The following is a 22,326-nucleotide window of genomic DNA, read 5'->3' on the forward strand; positions in this document are numbered from 1 at the left end:
GGCGGTTTGAACGGGTATTACCGAATTTCTCGCAGGCGCTGATGGAGGATAAAACCTTTTTCCGCCTTCTCGTCCCAACTGAGGTCGTTAGCGATCGCAAAGTCGCGGTTACAGCACCGGACGGCCTGGGTGTGGCGGGCGTCCAAAAACCTTTCGACGAGGCCGATTCCGGGTGCGTAGCGTTCGTAGGCCTGGCGAAATTCAATGCTGTTGTCTACGTCAGCTTGTTCGACCGTCCAGACGTCCGTGACCGGAATCCCGTTATACGTCGTATCGATGGGGCCCGGACCGTAGCGATAATTCCAGAAGTTATAGACGTCGAGAAATTGGCCACCAACCAAAAGCTCTATCGTTTCGTCGAAGGCTTTGTTACCGTCCCAGTTACGACCGGCACGGATGGGGAATACGAGTTTGGTGAAGGTCAGGTTGTCCTCATTGCGGCGCGCGGCGGTTGCACTGCGCGTGACGGTGTAAGTCTGTACGAAGCGCCACGGGCTACTTTCGTCGGCGCGTTGCCAGCGTTCGCCGCGGTATTCCTGCTGGCCGTCGCCGGCGGTAAATTGCTCCACCAACGTTTCTCGCACCTGCGCCCGCGCCGTATCGTACTGGGTAAAGCGGGTTGTCGAGCGGCGAACGACGATGCTGTCCTGATCGTAGATCAGTGAACGATTGAGTTCGAGGGGGAAATAATTCTGGTCGGCGGCCAGGTCCACGGGGTCGGCCGTTTCGTCGTCGCAGGCGAAAATAATTAGGGCAGTCAGGAGCAGGAGAAAAAGGCGCATGGGGCGAAGGTAGGGCGTCGTGTGGAACAAGAACGTCTTGCGGCGGGCTATTCTTTTGTGAGCGTGCCGACTACGTCGGGACGGGTGCCGGGTAAAATTTGATGGCAGTAAAGGCAACTGGCAAACCCTGAATTTCCGTACCTTGCCGCCCATGGAAAAAGTACGCATCGACAAGTGGCTCTGGGCCGTGCGCATCTTTAAAAGCCGGACGCTGGCCGGCGACACGGTGCGCGGCAACAAAGTCAGGATCAACGGCACGGTAGTTAAACCGAGCACGACCGTCACGGTCGGCGACCGCGTCGCCGTCGTCCGCAACGGCTTCAACATGGACTACGAAGTGCTCAAGATCCTCGAAAAACGCGTCGGTGCGCCGATTGCCATCACCGCCTATCAGGATCACACGCCGGAAGAAGAACTGACCAAGTACAAAGACTGGTTCGTTGGCCGCAAGGGCAGTGAATTCCGTGAAAAGGGCGCCGGACGGCCCACCAAGCGGGAACGTAGAGAAATCGATTCGTTCAAGGAAGAGGACGAAGCTTAGCGTAGCCACCACCAACCGATCACCACCCAAACCCTCCCGCCCACATTAACATCCAGCCCACCAAACCCACCTCCGCGGAGCCCGTCGGCATCATCGGTGCCGGCTCCTTCGGCACGGCCATGGCTAACCTCATCGCGCAGAATACGGACGTGCTCGTGTACAGCCGCAACCCCGCACTAGTCGAGCAGTTGGCGAAAGATCGGTATCGGTTTGGCGTGAAGCTGCACGACCGCGTCCGGGTAATCAATGATTTGGAGCGGGTAGCCGGTGAGTGCCAACTCATCTTCCCCATCGTGCCGTCGAACAACTTCCGCAGCATGATGCGCTCGGTAACGAAATACCTGGAGCCGGCCCACGTACTGATCCACGGCACGAAGGGGCTCGACGTGACGGGTATTCACCTCGACGACATCCCCAAAAAGGGCATCTCCCGTCGGCAGCTCCACACGATGACCGACGTGATTAAGGAAGAAAGCGTGGTCGTTCGCGTTGGCGCGCTGACCGGCCCTAACCTCGCCCAGGAGCTCCTCGAAGGTCAGCCCTCGGCCTCCGTGGTTGCCAGTAAGTTCGACGAAGTGATCGCCCGCGCGCAACTCGTCCTGGCTTCCCCCCAACTGCACGTTTTCGAAACCTACGACCTGCTCGGGGCGGAGCTGGCCGGCGTCCTCAAGAACGTGATCGCCCTCGGCTCCGGCATTCTCGAAGGCCACGGGCTGGGGAAAAACATCCAGGCCATGCTCATCACGCGGGGCCTGCACGAGATGGTGTACTTCGGCCGCGCCCTGGGTAGTGAAAACCGGGCTTTTTTCGGTACGGCCGGCATCGGTGACCTGATCGCAACGGCCACTTCCCAGAAAAGCCGCAACTACACGTTCGGCCACCGCCTCGGTAAGGGCGAAAAGTTGGCCGAGGTGGCCGCGACGAGCCAGGAACTCGCCGAGGGCGTGCGCACCCTCATGATCACCCGCCACCTCGCCCGCAATTTGCGTCTCCGCGTCCCCATCACGGAGATGCTCTACCGCATTGTATTTGAAGACTTCCCGGTCGACGAAGCCATGAACTACCTAATTACCTACCCTTACGAAGTTGACGTAGACTTTTTATAAGCCGTGATTCGCCATGAAATTTAAGACCCTCCTACCCCACCTGGTTGCGCTAGTTATTTTCCTGATCGCTTCGGCCGTGACGTTCTGGCCCCAGTTCCAGGGCAAAGTCCTCCGCCAGGGCGACGTTGTCGCCTACCGGGGTGCGAGTAAGGAACTCATGGACTATTCACAAGAACTCGGGGAACCAGTGCTCTGGACGGGGACGAGTTTCGGCGGTATGCCCACTTATCAGATCAGGACGATCCGGGAGGGCAACCAACTGGGCTTATTCGAACAGCCGCTGGCTAACGTTCTTCCGAGTCAGGCGGGTAACTTTTTTCTCGGCCTGATCTGTGCTTACCTGTGCCTCATTATCGTCGGGGTGAACCCCTGGCTGAGCATTGCCGGCGCGCTGGGTATTGTGCTGGCGACCAGCAACATCGTACTCTGGAAGGCTGGCCACACCACGAAGGTGATGACGATCTTCTACCTGCCCCTGATTCTGGCCGGCATCGTAACGGCATTCCGCCGTAAGTACCTACTGGGTGGCTTGATTTTCGCGCTGGGGATGGGCCTGGCCATTAAGGCGAACCACCCCCAGATGCTTTATTATTTCGGGCTCACCGTACCGTTCTACGGAGTCGCCGAACTGATCACGGCCGTCCGTAAAAAACAATTACCCCACTTTTTCAAAGCGGCGGGCGTCCTCGTTTTTGGTCTACTCCTGGCCGTCGGTAGTGGGGCCAGTAATCTTCTCCCAACACTGGAATACGCGCCCTCGACCATGCGGGGTGGGCAGATTTTAGAGACACCTATTCAGACCGGCAACAGTGGTAGTGCCAGCGACGCTAAATCAACCGGCCTCGACTGGGAGTACGCCATGCAGTGGAGCAACGGGCTCATCGACGCCGTGGCTACTTACGCCCCCCTTGCCGCCGGTGGGGGTAGCGGGGAGGAAGTCGCATCGACTACGGCCCTGGGCGAAGCCATGCGCGACGTCGGCTATCCGGCCCGCAAAACTTACCCCGCCCCCCTCTACCACGGCGCCCTCCCTTTCACCGAAGGGCCTTACTACTTGGGGGCGGTCGTGTGGGCACTCTTTTTGTTCGGGCTATTTACCGCCAGGCGCTCGTTAGCTATTTGGCTGGGCCTGGGTACGCTGCTGATAATGGTCATGAGTTCCGGAAAGAACGTGGCGAGCTTTAACCGGCTACTTTTTGACAATTTGCCACTACTTAACACGTTTCGAACACCGAACTCCGCCCTGAGTATTTCTACTTTCATGATGTTGGCGCTCGGCGTGCTGGGCGTGAGTACCTGGCTGACTACCCTGAAGATTGATCCGGAAAGAGGACGCAAGCAGTTGCTTTACGCAGGCATCACCGCCGCCGTGCTGGGGGCAGTTATTGCGGTGGTACTTCCGGCCACGATTACTTTCGCCCACCCAAATGACGTAGCCACGCTGGAAAGGATGACGCAGGGCCAGATCGACGTTACGCCTCTACTGGCTCCGCTCGAGGAAACCCGGGCGGCGGTTTACCGGTCGGACGCATGGCGGAGCTTTTTGTACGTAGGCCTCGCTTTCGCCACCTTGCTGCTGCTGTTCCGGCGTTCGGTCAGCCCCCTCGTCGGCGGGTTGATGCTGGCGGGCTTGCTAATCTTTGATTTTGGCGGCATCAACGGTCGCTACCTGAGTAAAGAAGACTGGACGAAACAACCACGGGTGTCGACGCCCTTTCAAGCGACCGCCGCTGACCAGCAAATTTTGCGGGACACCGACCCGCACTTCCGCGTGTTTAACCTCACCGTCAATTCGTTTAACGACGCCAGCACGAGTTACCTCCATAAGAGTGTCGGCGGGTATTCGGCCGTCAAGCTGCGTCGGTACCAGGATTTGATCGACGGCTACCTCGCCGAACGGGATGCGGACGTGCTCAACATGTTGAACACGAAGTACTACATCATCCCCGACGAAAACAGGCAGCCGAGCGCGCGGCAAAATCCGGCAGCTTTCGGGCCGGCGTGGTTGGTAAACAGCGTGCAGATCGTCAATTCTAACGATGCCGAATTCACCGCGCTCGGTTCCGTGGCTAACCTCCGGGGCACGGCAATCGTGCACGAAGATTTTGCGGACGTTGTCTCCGGGCTGTCCCCCACCGGGGCCGGTTCGATCGCGCTGACAAAGTACTCACCCGACGAACTTACCTACGCATTCAAGTCATCCAGCGAGCAGCTGGCCGTCTTTTCCGAGATCTGGTACGGGCCGGATCTAGGTTGGAAGGCGTACGTTGATGGGGTCGAGACAGATTTAATCCGGACGAATTACTTGCTGCGCGGGGTCCGCGTCCCGGCGGGTGAGCACGAGGTCAAAATGGTGTTCGACCCGAAAACGTACGCCGCCGGGGTGACGATCTCCTGGATCTCGAGCTTACTCATTATCCTGGGTCTGGCCGGTTACTTGGCTTACCGCTGGTTGAACGGCCGCCGGTTGCGGAACACGGCCGTTCCGGTGGAGGATCTTCCGGCCCGGGGCACAAAAAGTGCATCCTAAAGAAAGCCCCTTAGGTTAGTAGTTAGTGCTAAGAATGAGGGCGCGGCCGCGGGTGCATTGCTTTTTTCTGGAAAAGCCCGGCACCCGCGGCCGCGCCCCAAGTTTTATTCCTTATGGTGACTTTATTTCGTCCTGCGATCCCGCAGCACGACCATCCGGTTCTCCGCTTCGGCAACGTTCACGAAGAACTGGCGGTATTCTGGGTAAGCGCTCGCTGGAAGATCGACGGGCAAAATTTTTAACGTGCGAACCCAGGTTAACTGGTTGCCGACGACGCTAACGGTGGCTCGGTACTCGCCGGCCGCGTGCTCGTAGGACGTCTCGGCCTCCCCCAAACTTTCAATCTCCAGGTCCGCGGGGAAGGTCAGGCTGATCGTGTCGACGAAAAAGCGCGCGTAGGTGTTGAAGAGCTTCGTGCGTCGGTCGTCGTTTTTCTCTGGGATGTAATCGAAACTACCGTACTTATTGATGGGTACGAAGGTGCGTTTACCCATTTTTCTGACGTAATTTTTGACTTCAGTGGCGTATTCCAGATTTGCTACCGGTGCGTCGTGCGCGACCGAAAGCGAATATTTTCCGCCCGACACGTCCGGGATGATGGTTCTGTCACTCAGATACTTGAGCTGTTTGGAGCGGTCTTTCTCGTGCGAAAGCAAGCTGCGGAAATCCTCGTGAGAAAAGCCGTGGTACCGGCCACTGATGACCAGGGCAGCGGTTCCGTCCGCCTGAATGTCCACCGCGAGCGTACGAATGCGGCCGTTATCCGCCGGCGTGACGGCGGGCGTCGCAACGAGTTTTCCGCCCGTCGGCGTGATCAGGAGTACGTTGCGCGCGTCCTTACCCTCCCCGAGGTAACCCGTGGGGGCGTCGCTGCTGGTGCATTCCAGATACATGTCTTCACCGGGTACGTAGAGAATCACGTGATTGAAACTGGAGGCGGTGAAGGCGGGCCGGGATGGAAAAAACTCGTCGTCATTCCAGTTGACGAGCACCGGGTAGGACTCGATGCCGACTTCGTTGAGCATTGCCCCCATGTAATTACTCAGCGCCTTGCAGTCGCCGTATTTGTTCTCTTCCACGTAAGCCACCGGGAAGGGTTGCCAGCCGCCAATGCCCAGCTGGACGCTGACGTAGCGTGTCCGGTCCTGCATTAACCGGTACAGCGCATCGATCTTTTCCACGTCGGTTGTCAACCCAACGGTCTTTTCTTGGACGAGCAGTTTCAGGCCTTCCGGTAGTGCGTCACGCCCCTTCAGTAAAGTGCCGATGAAGGTGCCAAATTCCTCCCAAGTCGCCATGCTACCCGCGTAGCCGTCGATGGAGAACCGGTCGAGCGTGATGGCCAGAAACGGCAAGGTTTCCGTCAGGGGCGGGGATTCTGCTTCTTCCTTTTGCGCCGCAAAGTTTTTCAGCTCCCAGGTGAACTGCTGCTTGCCATCTACGGTCGCTTTATTAGGTTCGGGTAGCTCGGTAGAAAAGTGCCGCAATTCATTATCGATGGGAACGAGAGCTACGTAAGTGGCCCGCTCACACGACTGTCGGTACTTGACCGGAATGATTTTCGGAAAGCCCGCGACCATACTAAAATCGCGTGCCTTTGTTTCGTATTCGAACTCCACCGTATACGGGTAGCTGACGACATCGAATTTGGTCACCAGCACCCGGCTGTCGTCGTGAAAAGATGCACCACTGGCGCGGACGTCGGAAATTTCGGACTTTCTGGCTTCGCGTATCTTCTCACCCAGGCGGTCGTACAGCGTCGCTTTGAACCGCGTCACTTTGGAATCATCCGCATAGTGGATGAACAGTTGACTTTCCCGGTCGTGCAGGCCGTCGAGCACGGTGACTACTCTGCGGACCGTAAGTTTAGCCTGGTGGTCAGACGTAACTTCCCAGTGATAGTCGACGCTGCGTACGACCGAGTGCGCGTTTTCCTTCAGCGCGGCGGGAATGGTCAGGGCAGAAAATTCACCGAGTTGCGCGGCCGCGGGTGCCGGGAGTAGCAACAGAGAGAGCAGGGTTGCTTGGAGCAGATACCTCATTATTTGGCTTTTTTTAGAACGATGGTCGTTTCCTGCATCTCGATAATTTTGACAAACATTTCCCGGAGGACCTCATATTCGTCGGGCTGGAAAAGCGTCCGTAGCATCTTGACGGTCATGTTGACGGACACGTGACCCGCCCCGTCGTCCGCGGTGGTGAACAGGCAGCTGATCGATTCGTCTTCGGAGGTGATGCGGGTGGAGACGGGTAATTCCTCAACGGCGTATCCTTCCGGGATGGTGATGTTGCTAACGTAGCGCTTCAACCAGGGGTAAGCGAAATCAACCGGATAAAGTCGCCGGTCCGTGTCTTTCAGTTCGCCGTCCAGCATGGTCATTAGCACGGGCTGGAGGTAGAGGTAATCATTTAAAGACTCCCCGATGGGCACACTCATTTTCAGGGTAAAGTTGAGGGCACCGTTTTTCTTGTCTTCGTCCCGGAGGCTGCGATTTACGACCGCGGCTTCGGAAAATCGGTTGATGATTTCGGAAGCGACGGGAAATTCGTCCTCCTCCTCCAATCCTTCGATCGCGGCGCGGCCTTCGTAAGCGAAGTAACTCTCCAGGCGGGAGGTGATGTCGACGTCGGCCAGTCCGTCATCACCAATAATCATATTTGCGACGACCGTTTGCGTAGCGGGTGGCACGGTGAGATCGACCCAGTGGGGATTTCCTTTCTCGATGACCATGGCGTGGTGGTTGAGCGCAACCGCGCGGGGGAGGCCGACGGGGCGAAAGCCGTCGTTGGGGTCGATGAAGGTCTCCACGCCATCGAGTTGCGCAACGATTATGACGTGTTGGAACTGACTCATAATTGGGTACACCTGGATGGGGCTGCCGTTGCCCCGGAGCGCAACCAGCGCTGGTTGCGCCTCGATGTCGGCACGGTTGAGTAGGGCCAGTAACGTCAGGGAAAGCTCACCGCTGTCGCCACTTCCAGCGGCAAATACCTTGTTTGGGGTGTTGTCGCACGTGTAATCGTAGTCTCCGTCCCACGCGACCTTAGCGGTTACGAAGTCGTAAAGTGCTTCAGCCTTTTCTCGTTCTGTCGTTAGCCCGGCTACTTTCATGGCGGCTTCCTTCCACACCGCATTCGATAGGGACTTACTCCGGTAAGCTTTTCCGAAGGTGGGCCAATCGTGCATGTCGCTAGCCGTTTCGGGCCAGTCGGAAAACACCTTTTCAATCCGCCCGTCGGGGAAGCGGTAAATCTGGAGCTGGTAGCGAATGTGGGGCACGAAATCCTTAAAATTATTTACGTAAGGTTGGTGCTGGTAGGCGGGCACGTCATAATAGGCCTGCGTAGTTTCGTGCAACCGTTGGCGGATATTCCGGTAGGCGCTGGCGTTAATCGAAGCGCCGTCACGGTCTTTTTCCTTTTTGACGGTAAAATTCGTAGCGTTGCCCAGATTGACGTACTGCAGGAAGTCAGGAATGATGGATGTGTATTCAGTATACCGAATGGGAATATCAGATTGAAAGTAGAAGGCCGGCGGGACGGTGACGTACTTGTCCGTCAACTGGTACCGATACTCGATGATGGCACCTTCGGCCACCTGAGGGAAGGTAAACTTCACGACGCGTCGATCGTCATCGAGCTTTTCTTCGATGATGTCAGCATTCTTGAGCACGATGACTCCGCCCCCCGGTGGGTGAACGGCTGCCTCCACCTGCTTGATGTCTTGGTGTTCCGACCAGTAAATGAGTTCGACGTCGGCCCGGTCGAAACTACTTTCGCGAATTAATTTGGTACGCCGGTGGACGCGGCGAATCATCTGCAAGCTTTCGCCCCTCTGGAACTCGACTTCTTCGCGATCGAAAAGAAAATATGCGTCGGCGGCGGAGTCCCTACCGGTGGGGAGTAACTCCATTTCACCCGGTGCGAGGCGGCCAAATTCGACTTCCAGGGGTTCGCGTGATTGAGCAAAAAGGGCTTGGGGGCAGAGCAGGAACAAGCCCGCGCAAAGCAGCAAAGATATTTTCATCAGAGGTGTAAAGTGTAACTAGGGAAGACCCTAAAGATAGAACGCAGGCTTGAAAAGCGACATACGTACGCACCACCTTTAAGAGTTTGACGCTAAAATATTTTGCGCTTCACCCAGTGACCCCGCACCGGCGACCGCGCCCTATTCCGCAAACCCTTTACGCCGGCTTCTTTCTTACTTCACCGCTACGTAGTGATCGTCTAATTTACGTTCCTGCGGGTCGCGGAGCTTACCGACGGACTTGGCCACCAGCATCGCCACCGTCGCGTCACCCGTGACGTTGGCTACCGTCCGGCACATATCCAACGGCCGGTCGACCGCAAAAATCAGCGCCAGGCCCGCTTCCGGAATACCCGCCTGACCGAGGACGATCACCAGCATCACCATACCCGCCCCGGGCACGGCCGCCGAGCCGATGGAGGCCGCCAGGGCCGTCGTGATGATGCCCAGCTGAGCCCCCAGACTTAATTCCATACCGTACGCCTGGGCGATGAATACCGCCGCTACCGCCTGGTAGAGACTCGTACCGTCCATATTGATCGTCGCCCCGATGGGTAGCACAAAGCTGGTCACTTCTTCGTCGACGCCGAGGTGCTCCTCGACCCGCTCCATCGTCACCGGCAAGGTGGCCGCGCTCGAACTGGTCGAAAACGCCAGCAGCTGGGCGGGGCTGATGCCCGCAAAAAAAGACGTGATGCTGCGGCCAGTAAATATTTTGACGAGGGACGGATAGATGACGAAAATCATTAGCCCCAGGCCCGCCAGCACGCAGAGTGAATACAGTAACAAGGCTACGAAAAGGTCCTTACTCGGCGCTTCCACAACGAGGGCGGCGAGCAAGGCGAACACTCCGTAGGGTGCGGCGAGCATAATCAGGTCGATCAATTTCAGGACGACTTCGTTCACGCCGTCGAAGAAGTCTTTGACCGGCTGTGCTTTCTTCGGGTCGATCAGAATGAGGCCGACCCCGAAGCAGATGACGAAAAATATCACCTGCAACATGTTTCCGTTGCTCGACGCCGCGCCGACGATATTATCCGGGACGATGTCCACCAGGGCTTGTAACGGCCCCGCCTCCCGTTGGGATTGAGCGTCCAGGATTCGCGCGCCGGCGTCCTCGGCGAAGTCATTCAATAGCGAGTCCCGGGTACTTTCGTCGAGTCCTTTTCCGGGTCCGATTAAATTCACGATGCCCAAACCAATCACGATGGCGACAATCGTCGTAAGGACGTAAATCCCCACCGTCCGCCCGCCCATTGCGGACAGCTTGGAAATATCTTTCAGGTCGGTGATTCCCTTGATCAGACTCGCCACGATCAACGGAATGGCGATCAACTTAAGGCTATTGATAAAAATCGTTCCGAAAGGCTTGATCCAATCCTGCACGAACTCCCCCCAGGCCAGCTCATTGGCTAATACACCAAACGCGATGCCGGCCGCCATGCCGATGAGGATCTTCCAGTGGAGCGCTAATTCTTTCATTGCGGAAAGATAGGTTTTTAGGCGGTAGGCTGGTAGGAAGATTAGGTGGTAGGCGGTAGGCGGTAGGCTGGTAGGCGGTAGGCTATTTATTTTAATGACTTGTTGTAAAAGCCTACTGCCTACTACTCCTACTGCCTAACCTTCCTACCGCCTACTATTCCTAACACTTCGGGAGTTCTTGCTGAATTTTCTCAATCGTATAGGGGCTCGGTCCGTAGGCCGTCCAGCCGCCGTCGATGAGGAGCGTTTGGCCGGTGACGTGGCGGGAGAGGGGGCTGAGGAAGAAGGAGACGGCGTGGGCGACATCTTCCGTCGTGCCGACGCGGCCATTGGGGTTGAGGACCGCCCAGGTGCCGGCGTAATCCGCTACCTCAGCCGCGGTTCTTTCGGTGAGGGTCGCGCCTGGAGAAACGCAGTTGATGCTGATGCCGAGGGGGCCGAGGGGAATGACGAGTTGCTTAGCCAGCATCGAGATACCGGCCTTGCTCATTCCGTAAGCGGCCAGGTTCCGGTAGGCGCGTTCGCCGACGTTACTGCCGATAAGGACGATGTTACCGGGGTTGCCGTTGTCGCGCATCTTGGCGGCGGCGGCCTGGGCGAGAAAGTACGTGCCCCGGAGGTTGAGGTCGATGACCTTTTGAAAGTTGTCGGGCGTGAAGTCGAAGAAGTCACCGAACTCGGTCAGGCCGGCGTTGGCGACGACCATTTCTAGCTGGCTGTTTTCGATGGCGTCCGCGTAATCGACCAGCGAGCGGATAAAAGTTACGTCACCGGCGTCACCGGACATTCCGTAAGCCAGGTTTTTCTGGTTTCCGTCGTTCAGGGTAGCGACGGCGCGCTCGGTTGCTTCCGGACTGATGTCGTTGAGGACAACGTCAGCTCCTTCCGCGATCAGCTCTTTGGCAATGGCGAAACCGATGCCTTCTCCGGCACCGGTGATGATGGCGGTTTTGCCGACGTAAGGTTGGGTATTCATATAAGATCAGTATTTCAGGGCGGGGGTCTGGTACGATAACTTCACGAAAAATTTCGTGAGCCGACCCCGCTGAGCCAGGACAAGGGTAAGGAGTAAGACTGATTTTGGTTGCGTACACGGGCCGCGCAGGAAAATCGATTTTGAATTTACTTCGACCGCAGTGTACCTACCCGGGCTTTATCCCTAATTTTGCGGCGAGCTGACTACTGGCTCAAGGCCGGCATCCTGCGCGCGGGGTGGGCAATCCGCCATTAACAACCAATCTTCCCTCCATGAAAACGTACCTCGACCTAATGCGCCACATTTTAGCCGACGGCACGGAGAAGGGCGACCGGACGGGCACCGGCACCCGGTCCGTATTCGGCTACCAGATGCGGTACGACCTGCAAAAGGGATTCCCGATGTTGACCACCAAGCGGGTGCACTGGAAGAGCGTCGTGCACGAGTTGCTGTGGTTCGTGCGGGGAGATACCAACTTGCGTTATCTAGTTAAGAGCGGCGTTCGTATCTGGAACGAGTGGCCGTTTCAGTATTATCTAGGGAAAAATGGTCTGACGGAGAAGTTCCCTAAATACAGTCCGGAATGGAAAGCGGAGATGAAGTCATTCGTGGAACGCATTATCAACGATGATGAATTTGCTGGCAAGTGGGGCGACCTCGGCCCGGTGTACGGTAAGCAGTGGCGTAATTTCAACGGCGTCGACCAACTCGCCGGCGTGATCGACTCCCTGAAGAATAACCCCGACAGCCGCCGCCACATCGTCACGGCCTGGAACCCGGAGGACATCCCCGAGATGGCCAAGGCCGGACTGCCGCCGTGCCACACGCTGTTCCAGTTCTACGTAGCGGATGGTAAGCTGAGTTGCCAGTTGTACCAGCGCTCGGCGGACGTCTTTCTCGGCGTCCCCTTCAATATCGCTACTTACGCGCTGCTCGTCCATTTAGTAGCTAGGGAATGCGGTTATGGGGTCGGTGATTTCGTGCACACCCTCGGTGACGCGCATTTGTACAGCAACCACATGAACCAGGTACAAGAGCAACTGAGTCGCCAGCCCGGTAAGCTACCTAAGCTGGAAATTACCCCCGACGCACCGGGAATATTTGAGATCGGGTACGAAGACATTACGCTGCTCGATTACGACCCCATGCCCTCCATCAAAGCGCCCGTAGCGGTCTGATCCATGATTAATCTACCCCAACACCGGCAGCGCGCGCTCCAGGAAAAGAAGGCCAACAAGAAGTTTTTCTCCAAGCTCAAAGCCCGGCCACCGCGCGATTTGGACGAGCAGTTTCACGAGCTCCACGAGGAAGTCTTTCGGGAGGTAGACTGTCTCGAGTGCGCGAACTGCTGCAAGACGACCAGCCCGATCTTCCGCGACGTAGACATCACCCGATTAGCCTTGCACCTGCGACAGCGCCCCGCTGACCTCGTCGAGCAACACCTGCACCTCGATGGTGACGGCGATTACGTCCTCAACACCGCCCCCTGCCCTTTTCTCGGCCCGGATAATTACTGTTCGGTGTACCCCGCCCGCCCGAAAGCCTGCCGGGAATACCCCCACACGGATCGGAAGAATATGCTGCAAATTTTGCCGCTGACCCTACGGAACACGATCGTCTGCCCGGCCGTAGCGGAGATTGTACGGAGATTGAGGGACGTCTGAACTGATCATCAACAGGCCGGAGCTTATCCTTATTAAGATTAATTCAAGATAAGACCCCATTTGCTTGTCAAAGTCAGCTTCCATTCCGACATTTGCACTATCTGGATTGAATACAGATAATAAAAATGCCCCGATGAAGACCGTAGTACACTTCCTGCTAGCCCTGCTTCTACTCATTCCTTTCACCTCCTGTGAAGACGATGACGATGTTATGGACCAGTCCATCGCCGTACCCGAGACCTATTCTTTCTCCCGTGAGGGTGTCTCTACGGTAAGCTTTACGGGGCAGTCCGAAAGAATCGCCATGGCCGGAGAATTGCTTACCGCCATGAGCGACCCCAGTAAATCATTGGATGACCTAAATAACATGTTCCGTAACCCCGAAGGAGTCGATCCCTTCAGTAGCCCGGCGCTCAACGCCAGCACCAAATCCTTACGCAGCAAAGTGGCCGCCAGTGCAGATCTTTTCGCTACAAATAGTGGCGCCGCTGCGGGCATTCGCACCACTTTCGATGATTACTTAGCCAACCAAGTAAATAAGGTATTTCCCGCCTGGAGCCAGCTGGCCGAGCGCGGTCGCCCCGGCCAGTTAGCGGATGGCAGCAGCACGCGCTACGTAAGTGAAGATGGCTACGAATACAATCAGCTATTCGCTAAGGCGCTCATTGGTGCGTTGATGTACGATCAATTAGTAAATAACTACCTCAGCCCGACCGTGCTCGATGCGGGTACGAACCGCGCCGACAACACGGCCGGTACGCCACTTGAAGGGAAGCCCTACACCGACATGGAGCACAAGTGGGACGAAGCGTTCGGCTACCTATTCGGTGCTTCCGCTTCCCCGGAAAAGCCTCTAACGGATCTCGGTGAGGTTGACGGTTTCCTCAATGAATACCTGGAGCGCGTGGATGGTGACACGGACTACACGGGCACCGCCGAGGCTACGGAAAAAGCTTTTCGTGCCGGTCGCGCCGCCATCGTTGCCGGAGATTACGAGGAGCGCGACGCGCAGGCCGACGTTATCAAAGACAACCTGACCAAGGTGCTCGCAGTCCGCGCGATCTTCTACCTGATGCAGGGTAAAGCGGGCCTGGAAGCTACCCCGGTAGATCACGGAGCTGCTTTTCACGATTTGAGCGAAGGGTACGGGTTTATCTATTCGCTGCGCTTCACACCCAGCACCGTGGGTTATACCGAAGCGGCAAGACTGAGCGATAGCTACCTCTCGTCACTGACCGTATTATCCGAGCTAGACAACTCAACGAACAGAGGTTTCTGGGACGTAGCCCCCGCTGAATTAGAGACGATTGCAACGGCAATTGCCGATCAGTACGGTCTCGTCTTAGCGGAAGCAGCCAACTAGACCGCTCCCCCCCCCGTAATTACCGTCAAAATTAGCGCCTTTAAATTCTTCCCTGATGTCAAGAGTATTTTTGTTTCTATCTATTCTCTTTCTCGCAAGCTCGTGTAATCCGGATGATAATGATGACGACCAAATCGTCAGCAATAACTTCGACCGCTCCGAAATGCTGACGGGTTGGGTTGATGACGTGATTATTCCCAGCTACGGGGCTAGCCGGGCACCTTTGACTAAGCTTCTCACGAGTCTGCAATCACTGGAAAGTGAAGGGAACGACGCAAATCTCGAGCAAGCTCGTACTGAGTTTGACGCAGCTTACTTAGCGTGGCAACGGCAAGCTCCATTTTTGCTAGCCGAAGCGGAGGCCGTTCGCCTACGCCGTCAGTCGAACACCTACCCGGCGGACGTGAAGCAGATACAAGAAAATATCGCGACCGAAGCTAACCTCGCGTTGCCTTCCATGATCGCCGCTCAGGGCTTCCCCGCCCTCGAATACCTACTTTTTGGTACGGATGAAACGGGTGTTCCGGTGGCGAATAACGGCAAAGCAATAACTTACTCCGTACGCCTTGTCGATCGGATGCTTGAGCTACAGAATGCAGTTTCCGAACAGGTGAAGGAAGGCCGGAGTGCCTACATTGCCAACGATGGCAACAGCGCCACGGCCAGCATTGACCGCACGGTAAACGACTACATTTTTTACTACGAAAAGTCATTACGGGCGGGTAAAGTCGGCATCCCCGCCGGGGTTTTCAGTGATGATCCGCTGGCGGACCGGGTCGAGGGCCGCTACCGGGGCAATTCGAAGGCGCTCTTTTTAGCTGCGCTGGAGGCTACCGAAACCTTCTTTAATCGTGATGGGCTGGCCGATTATTTGGACGCCGTCCAATCGACCGGAGCTACCGAGCGGGAACCCTTGAGTGCCTCGATTGCCCAGCAATTTCTAACGATAAAAGCAGCGGCACAAACACTGGACGATGATTTTGGTCAGCAGGTCCTAACGGATAACGGTCAAATGCTTGCCCTGTACGATGAGTTGCAGAAGCTAACGATTTTGCTAAAAGTCGATATGTTACAGGCATTGAGTATCAACGTGGACTACGTTGACGCGGATGGGGACTGATCGCAATCCGCGGTAAACATCACTTCAGCCAGGAAAATTTAATTTAGCTAACATCGATTCCAGCACGAGTTCACCGGTGCCCCGTACGGGTTTGAACACGCCGGTCAGTGCTGCGCCGCTGGCCGTGTTCCGCATTGGTTTTGGTCTGATGATGCTGCTTTCGGTGATTCGCTTTTGGTATAATGGTTGGATCGAAAAGCTTTATTTGGAGCCGAGTTACTTCTTTAGCTACCAATATTTTGCGTGGGTGAAGCCGCTTGGTGATTGGACTTATTTGCTGTTCGGCGCCATCGCTTTGAGTTCGGTCTGTATCCTCCTTGGGTGGAAGTATCGCGTTGCAACTGTCGTTTTTTTTCTCAGCTTCACTTACGTGGAGTTGATGGACAAAACGACTTACCTGAACCACTATTACTTCGTTAGTCTGCTATCCGCCTTAATGATATTTCTGCCGGCCAACGCACGGTTTTCGCTGGATGCCGGATTGAACGAAGGTGCCTTGGTTCCACGGTGGACGATCGACGTGCTGAAGCTTTTCGTGGGGGTTGTTTACTTCTACGCCGGTCTCGCAAAGCTGAACACGGATTGGTTACTTCACGCCCAGCCACTGGCCATTTGGCTGCCCGCTAAATACAGTATTCCGCTGCTCGGTGACTTGTTGCAGGAGCGCTGGGTTCACTTCGCTTTTGCGTGGAGTGGCGCGCTGTACGACCTATTCATTCCGTTTCTCCTGCTATACAGACCGACACGTAATTTGGCCTTCGTCGCGGTGGTCGTTTTTCACGTGATGACGCGCGTGCTTTTCCCGATCGGTATGTTTCCGTACATCATGATCGTGAGCGCGCTGATCTTTTTCGGGGCGGAGTGGCACGAGCGGGTACTTGAGTGGTTTCGCAGATTTATCGGGGCGGGGTCGTCACGACTAAGTGCAGGATTAGCTGGCGCAGCGCGGGTGCAAGGAAATTTCGGGAAGAGCAAAAAAATGGTGGCGGTGCCCCGGCTTGCTAGCAGCTGCGTAGTCTTACTACTGGCGATACACTTACTTCTCCCCTGGCGCTATTTGGCGAACGACGGGGAGTTGTTCTGGACGGAAGAAGGCTACCGCTTCAGCTGGCGGGTGATGCTGATGGAAAAGGCGGGTTACCTGAATTACCGGCTGGTCGACCCCGCAACCGGCAAAAGCAGAATTGTCGACCCTGCCGCATATCTCTCAACATTTCAGTCGAAGCAGCTGGCGACGCAACCGGATTTTATTCTGGAATTCGCTCATTTTTTAGCGGAGGAAGAAATCGGGCGAACGGGCCGGCAACCGGAAGTGTACGCGGAGAGTTACGTTGCCCTGAATGGACGAGCGAGCCGCCTTTATGTGCGCAAAGACGTGGACTTGACGACGATCACCGAAGACGCGCCACGAGTGACTTGGTTAACTGACTTTAATGAGCAGATCTATGGAATTTAGCATTGAATCAGTAGTGAATCGACTGGGAAAGATGGTGTCGAACTCGATAAATTTTGGGACCTCTACGTCCCGAGCTCACCGTACTGACCTGCGTGCGCTCAGGAAAACACGAACCGGTTTGAGCAGCAGGTTCACCTTGATGTTAGCCTCGCTAACGCTGCTCATTGTCACATTACCCAGCATCGGCGTCCGCGCCCAAACAACAAAATTAGTGGTGACAGTAGTGGACAGTGCGTCGCGCCAACCCCTGCGGGGCGTCGACCTGTACCTTTCGGAGACGCAAGAACTGCGGGTAACCAACGCACAAGGTAAGGCAAATTTTTCAATACAGGAAAATATTAGAGGAGTAACACTACTATCTTATCAGTCCGAATTTTCTAGCTTACAGTACCACTTTCCACTGACTGGTCCAGAGACGAGCATCACGATTGAATTAAGGAGACTGAATATGCAGTTGGATGCGGTGACCGTGATTGGGAACCGGGATCTCAAAGCCGCTATCCGCCGCCTCCGCGCGGTCGAAGGCACGGCCATTTACGCAGGTAAGAAAACGGAAGTCGTCAACGTAGCCGCACTGACCGCCAACCTCGCCGCTAACCAGGCAAGGCAACTCTACGCCCGCGTTTCCGGACTGAATATCTACGAATCCGACGACGCCGGACTACAACTCAGCATCGGCGGGCGCGGGCTCGACCCCAACCGCTCGGCCAGCTTCAACACCCGGCAAAACGGCTACGATATTTCGGCCGACGTGCTGGGCTACCCGGAAAGCTACTACACCCCGCCGGCGGAGGCGCTGGCGGAAATTCAGGTCGTGCGCGGGGCGGCGAGTCTACAGTACGGAACGCAGTTCGGCGGCCTGGTAAACTTCGTATTCCACGAGCCGAATCGCAACCGAAAGATCGAGTTGATCAGTCGCCAAACGGTCGGCAGCTACGGACTATTTACGAGTTTTAATTCCCTGAGCGGAACGGTCGGGAAAGTCGGTTACTACGGCTACGTCAACTACAAACGCGGCGATGGTTTCCGGCCTAATTCCGACTTCGATAGTCGTAACGCCTACTTACACCTCGACTACTCCTTTAGCGAAAACGCCCGCCTGACCTTTGAATATACTTACCTAGACTATCTCGCTCAACAGGCCGGGGGGCTTACCGATGCTCAATTCTACAAGGACCCTTTCCAGAGCAACCGAACCCGCAATCATTTTAAAGTCGATTGGCAGCTGTACAACCTTCGCTACGAACACAAACTCACCGACCGTACGAACCTATCCCTCAGCGTATTTGGCCTCGATGCCTCCCGCGCTGCCGTAGGCTTCCGAACCAACCGGGTCAGCCAGGTGGACGACCTCGACGCGCCACGCGACCTGATCGTGAACGATTTCAACAATTACGGCGCGGAAGGGCGTTTGTTGCACCGCTATACCATCGGTAAAAGAAGCGCAATCGCACTCATCGGTGCTAAATATTACCACGCCGATAACACCGCGTTTCAGGGCCCGGGCACGAACGGCAAGGACGCGGACTTTAACCTGGCGACGGACCGCTTCCCTTCCTTTCCGAGCCAGAGCCAATTCACCTTCCCCAACCGTAACCTGGCCATCTTTGGTGAACACATCTTTTACCTGAACGACCGGTTGAGCGTTACCCCCGGCGCACGCTACGAATACATCAAAACCGAGAGCAGCGGCACCTTCCGGCGTATCGATTTCGACCTGGCCAATAACCCGATCCGGGATACGGAATTTGACGACAATCGCACCTTCGCGCGTAACCTCCTCCTCCTGGGCGTGGGCCTCAGCTACCGAGATGAAGGCGGCACGGAACTGTTCGCTAACTTCAGTCAAAACTACCGCTCGGTTACCTTTAACGACATCCGTACCGTCAACCCGTCTTTCCAGGTAGACCCGGATATTTCTGACGAAGATGGGTATACGGCCGATGTTGGATTTAGAGCCGCGTTTAAGCAAATTGACGTGACCGCGAATATTTTTGGCCTGCGTTATAATGATCGTCTCGGGGAAGTCCTGACACCGGAAGTCATCATTCGGGCGGACGGTACGGAGGTTCGCAGCGGACGTATTGTCCGCAGACGGGGGAACATCGGGACTGCTTTTATCTACGGCCTTGAATCGCTCGTTACCTGGAAGGCCGTGCGGGGAAAAACAAACGGGGGCGTCGCTTATTCGGTCGAAGCTTTTGCCAATACTAGTTTGACGAGGTCACAATACACTTCCTCGGAGACGGCCGGCGTGGAAGGGAATGAAGTGGAATTCATTCCGTTTCTCAATTTGAAAACGGGCATCAGCGCCGGGTACGGGGATTTACTCGCATCGCTACAGTACGTACACCTTTCCTCCCAGTTTACGGATGCTAGTAACGCGGGGCAGGATGTGCGAGATAATCAGTCGGGCATCGTAGGCGAAATACCGGCCTACGGCGTGATGGACCTTTCGCTCTCTTACCGTTGGAAGAAGCTCTTAGTAGAAACCGGGGCCGGTAATTTGTTGGATCAACAGTATTTTACGCGGCGCGCCACGGGCTACCCTGGCCCCGGGATCATTCCCAGCGCGCCGCGGTCATTTTATCTGACGCTTGGAGTCCGGCTTTGAATCACCGAGCTATTGGGCCACAAAAACACGGAAGCACAAAATGTACGACACTGGCCATTTTTGTGATTTTGTGGCCAAACGATATTAGGTGTTTTTGACCTGCACGACCGGCGTAGCACTCATCATCTCATTGCGCAGGGCCGTTTGGCGTGCCACGTTTTTGGCGACTTTCAGCCACGCTTCCCGCGTAACCGTGTCTTCCTTATCGAGAAAGGCGGGCTTACCGCTGTCTCCACCTTCCCGTATGCCCTGTATGAGCGGTATTTGACCGAGCAGCATCGAGTTAGATTTTTTCGCCAAAATCTTCCCACCGTCTTTACCGAACAGGTAGTATTTGTTATCCGGCAATTCCCTTGGTGTGAACCAGGACATATTTTCTACCACACCGAGCACGGGAACCTGTACGTCCGGCAGGAAGAACATGTTCATGGCTTTGATGGCATCACTCAACGCGACTTCCTGGGGGGTAGTCACGAGAACGGCACCGGTTACGGAGACGGTCTGGACGAGGCTGAGTTGAACGTCGCCCGTTCCTGGAGGAAGGTCGATGATTAAGTAGTCCAGCGGCGGCCAAATGCACTCTTCGAGGAACTGCTTGATGATGCCGGACAGGCGGGGGCCACGGAGAACGACGGCTTGCTCGGGTTCGACGACGAAGCCGGTACTCATTACGGGCATCCCGTAGGCGTAGAGGGGTTTGATTTTCGGCTTGCCGTACACTTTTTCGACCGTTGGCTTCTGGCCGACCAAGCCGAGCATGGTTGGAGCGGAGGGGCCGTAGACGTCGGCGTCGAGGAGGCCGACCGTACCGCCAATTTCCTGGAGGGCGAGGGCCAGATTAACGGCCACCGTAGATTTTCCAACGCCACCCTTTCCACTGGCAATGGCGATGATGTTGCGAATCTGTGGGAGCGGATTAGGCTTTTGGGGGCCACCGGTAGCAGCGCCTTGCGCGGACGCGGGTGCAGGGTTTCCGGGGTTTTGCATGTGGACGTGGACGTTCGCTTCCGGGTATACGTCGAGAATAGCTTCCTGGCAGGCGAAGTTGAGTTGCTGCTTGTAGTCGTTATCTAGTTTCGGTAGCTGGAGGGTAAAGGTGACGTCCGGCGCTGCGACCTTGAGGTGGAGGACCATGTTGGCGGTGATCAGGTCGGTGCCGGTGTTGGGGTCCTGGACGGTGGCTAGGGCGCGGATGATCTTGGTGGTGTCCATTATTGGTCTGGGGTCTTTAGTCTGTAGTCTTCGGTCAACGTGGAATCCTTACGTACAGTTGGCCGGAAAATAGAAAAGCCCGACCGGTGATCGATCGAGCTTTTCGGGCGGAGGAAGAGGGATTCGAACCCCCGGTACGTTTCCGTACGTCGGTTTTCAAGACCGGTGCATTAAACCGCTCTGCCATTCCTCCGTTTGTGGGCGCAAAGGTAAAACGCCGGCGGAAGATGAACAAGAATATTTCTCGCTAAAGTTGCCGGGTGACGAATTAGTTTTTTCGCGCCACCACCATTCCCCGCCACTAAACCTATGCGACCCGTATACGCGTTCTTCCGTACAGAACTACCCGCATTATGCAACAGCAATTTTGTTTTCTGACCACCACCCTCCTACTCGGATTACTTGCCGTGGGTTGTGACGACGTCAATCCTGCCACCGACACCACGGAACCAGTCGACCAGGTTACCGCAACTACCGCGACCGTACCGGCAAGAACTTCTCTGCCCGTCGAGCAAGACCAGATCGAGTTCACCCGCAACGTAGACCCGTCCACCATCAAGGAAATTACCTTACCCGCCCCGGTGGAGGCCAAACCCGTGGCTCCGGTTAAGCCCGCCAAGATTGCTACCGGTTCGTCCGTCCACAAGCCAGCAGCGAACCCAGAACCTACCGCACCAACCCAGCCAGCTAACACGGTTGCCGCTCCTTCTCACATAAACTCGGCACCAGCGACCGCGCAACCGGAAGCACCGACTAAAGTACCAATCCAAACCCCGGCAGCCATCACCCCACCCGACCACGCGCCCTGGAACACTCTCCTACAACGCTACGTCACCGACGCGGGAAACGTCAACTACGCCGGCTTGAAAAAGAACGAGGCCGAGCTCGATAACTACCTGGCTACGTTGCAGAAAAGTGCCCCCACCGACGACTGGGGCCGTAACGCCACGATGGCTTACTGGATTAACGCCTACAATGCCTTCACCATCAAACGTGTCCTGGAATTCTACCCGGTCAACTCCATTCAGGACATCAGTGGCGGCGACCCGTGGAAGGTGAAATGGATCGACATCGACGGGAAATCTTACAGCCTCAACAACATCGAGCACGACATTCTGCGCCCCCGGTACAAGGACGCCCGCATCCACTTCGCCGTCAATTGCGCCGCGACGTCCTGCCCGCCGCTGCCCAACAGGGCCTTTACCGCCGAGAATCTCGACCGGATGCTAGAAACAAGCGCCCGCGCGTTCATCCGCAACCCCGATTACAACCAAACTAGCGGCAGCGTCAAAGTGTCCAAGATTTTCGACTGGTACGGAGAAGATTTTGGTGACCTACGCGGCTACCTCAACGAGTACCTAGCCACCGCCATTCCCGCCGACAAAGAAATTGGCTACAAAGAATACGACTGGGCGCTGAATAAGCAGTAGTTTACCCCCGAACACAAACGATC

General features: G+C 56.1%; 16 protein-coding genes and 1 tRNA gene. 10 read left to right on the forward strand and 7 right to left on the reverse strand.

What is annotated here, in order from left to right; all coding sequences use genetic code 11:
* Positions 1–17: 17 nt before the first annotated feature.
* Positions 18–782, reverse strand: a complete 765-nt coding sequence (locus tag GGR27_RS02480) for a hypothetical protein (RefSeq protein ID WP_168035806.1) — start codon at positions 780–782, stop codon at positions 18–20.
* Between the two features lie 151 nt (positions 783–933).
* On the opposite strand from GGR27_RS02480, the gene GGR27_RS02485 reads away from it, so the two are divergent.
* The 3 genes from GGR27_RS02485 (at position 934) to GGR27_RS02495 (ending at position 4,959) form a co-directional block, all read left to right on the forward strand.
* The gene (locus GGR27_RS02485; protein WP_168035807.1) at positions 934–1,323 is read left to right on the forward strand and encodes an RNA-binding S4 domain-containing protein; all 390 of its coding nucleotides are present in this window, start codon (positions 934–936) and stop codon (positions 1,321–1,323) included.
* Positions 1,324–1,415: 92 nt separating this feature from the next.
* Positions 1,416–2,429 carry an NAD(P)H-dependent glycerol-3-phosphate dehydrogenase gene (locus GGR27_RS02490; RefSeq protein WP_320060337.1) on the forward strand — a complete coding sequence of 338 codons (1,014 nt, stop codon included), beginning with the start codon at positions 1,416–1,418 and terminating at the stop codon, positions 2,427–2,429.
* A 13-nt stretch (positions 2,430–2,442) separates the two neighbouring features.
* Positions 2,443–4,959, forward strand: coding sequence for a glycosyltransferase family protein (locus GGR27_RS02495; protein ID WP_168035809.1), 2,517 nt, complete (start codon positions 2,443–2,445; stop codon positions 4,957–4,959).
* A gap of 122 nt (positions 4,960–5,081) precedes the next feature.
* On the opposite strand, the gene GGR27_RS02500 is transcribed toward GGR27_RS02495, so the two are convergent.
* From GGR27_RS02500 to GGR27_RS02515, 4 genes are all read right to left on the reverse strand, one after another.
* Positions 5,082–7,001, reverse strand: a complete 1,920-nt coding sequence (locus GGR27_RS02500; protein WP_168035810.1) for a DUF3857 domain-containing protein — start codon at positions 6,999–7,001, stop codon at positions 5,082–5,084.
* The gene (locus GGR27_RS02505; protein ID WP_168035811.1) at positions 7,001–8,986 is read right to left on the reverse strand and encodes a DUF3857 domain-containing protein; all 1,986 of its coding nucleotides are present in this window, start codon (positions 8,984–8,986) and stop codon (positions 7,001–7,003) included. Before GGR27_RS02505 ends, GGR27_RS02500 begins: the two co-directional genes overlap by 1 nt.
* A gap of 174 nt (positions 8,987–9,160) precedes the next feature.
* Positions 9,161–10,468: a dicarboxylate/amino acid:cation symporter gene (locus GGR27_RS02510; RefSeq protein ID WP_168035812.1), complete on the reverse strand. Its 1,308-nt coding sequence runs from the start codon at positions 10,466–10,468 to the stop codon at positions 9,161–9,163.
* Between the two features lie 160 nt (positions 10,469–10,628).
* Positions 10,629–11,444 (reverse strand): SDR family NAD(P)-dependent oxidoreductase, encoded by an 816-nt coding sequence (locus tag GGR27_RS02515; RefSeq protein WP_168035813.1) that lies wholly within the window; start codon positions 11,442–11,444, stop codon positions 10,629–10,631.
* A 272-nt stretch (positions 11,445–11,716) separates the two neighbouring features.
* Between GGR27_RS02515 and GGR27_RS02520 the strand changes: the two genes are divergently transcribed.
* From GGR27_RS02520 to GGR27_RS02545, 6 genes are all read left to right on the forward strand, one after another.
* Complete coding sequence (locus GGR27_RS02520; RefSeq protein WP_168035814.1) at positions 11,717–12,622, forward strand: thymidylate synthase; 906 nt, start codon at positions 11,717–11,719, stop codon at positions 12,620–12,622.
* A 3-nt stretch (positions 12,623–12,625) separates the two neighbouring features.
* Positions 12,626–13,108: a YkgJ family cysteine cluster protein gene (locus tag GGR27_RS02525; protein ID WP_209037861.1), complete on the forward strand. Its 483-nt coding sequence runs from the start codon at positions 12,626–12,628 to the stop codon at positions 13,106–13,108.
* A gap of 133 nt (positions 13,109–13,241) precedes the next feature.
* Positions 13,242–14,471 carry a DUF4856 domain-containing protein gene (locus tag GGR27_RS02530; RefSeq protein ID WP_168035815.1) on the forward strand — a complete coding sequence of 410 codons (1,230 nt, stop codon included), beginning with the start codon at positions 13,242–13,244 and terminating at the stop codon, positions 14,469–14,471.
* Between the two features lie 55 nt (positions 14,472–14,526).
* Positions 14,527–15,591: an imelysin family protein gene (locus GGR27_RS02535; RefSeq protein ID WP_168035816.1), complete on the forward strand. Its 1,065-nt coding sequence runs from the start codon at positions 14,527–14,529 to the stop codon at positions 15,589–15,591.
* 91 nt (positions 15,592–15,682) lie between these two features.
* Complete coding sequence (locus tag GGR27_RS02540) at positions 15,683–17,047, forward strand: HTTM domain-containing protein (RefSeq protein WP_245184373.1); 1,365 nt, start codon at positions 15,683–15,685, stop codon at positions 17,045–17,047.
* Positions 17,048–17,186: 139 nt separating this feature from the next.
* Entirely contained in the window at positions 17,187–19,661 is a 2,475-nt protein-coding gene (locus tag GGR27_RS02545; RefSeq protein WP_168035817.1) for a TonB-dependent receptor domain-containing protein, read from the forward strand.
* Positions 19,662–19,745: 84 nt separating this feature from the next.
* Here the strand turns inward: GGR27_RS02545 and GGR27_RS02550 are convergent, their stop codons facing one another.
* Positions 19,746–20,873 (reverse strand): Mrp/NBP35 family ATP-binding protein, encoded by a 1,128-nt coding sequence (locus tag GGR27_RS02550; protein ID WP_168035818.1) that lies wholly within the window; start codon positions 20,871–20,873, stop codon positions 19,746–19,748.
* 108 nt (positions 20,874–20,981) lie between these two features.
* Positions 20,982–21,066 (reverse strand) — tRNA-Ser (locus tag GGR27_RS02555).
* 160 nt (positions 21,067–21,226) lie between these two features.
* Here GGR27_RS02555 and GGR27_RS02560 point away from each other — a divergent pair.
* A complete protein-coding gene (locus GGR27_RS02560) occupies positions 21,227–22,303 on the forward strand; it encodes a DUF547 domain-containing protein (RefSeq protein ID WP_168035819.1) in 1,077 nt (358 codons plus the stop codon).
* The last annotated feature ends 23 nt before the right edge of the window (positions 22,304–22,326 follow it).

Origin of the sequence: Neolewinella antarctica, from assembly GCF_011927835.1 — a bacterium.
GTDB lineage: Bacteria > Bacteroidota > Bacteroidia > Chitinophagales > Saprospiraceae > Neolewinella > Neolewinella antarctica.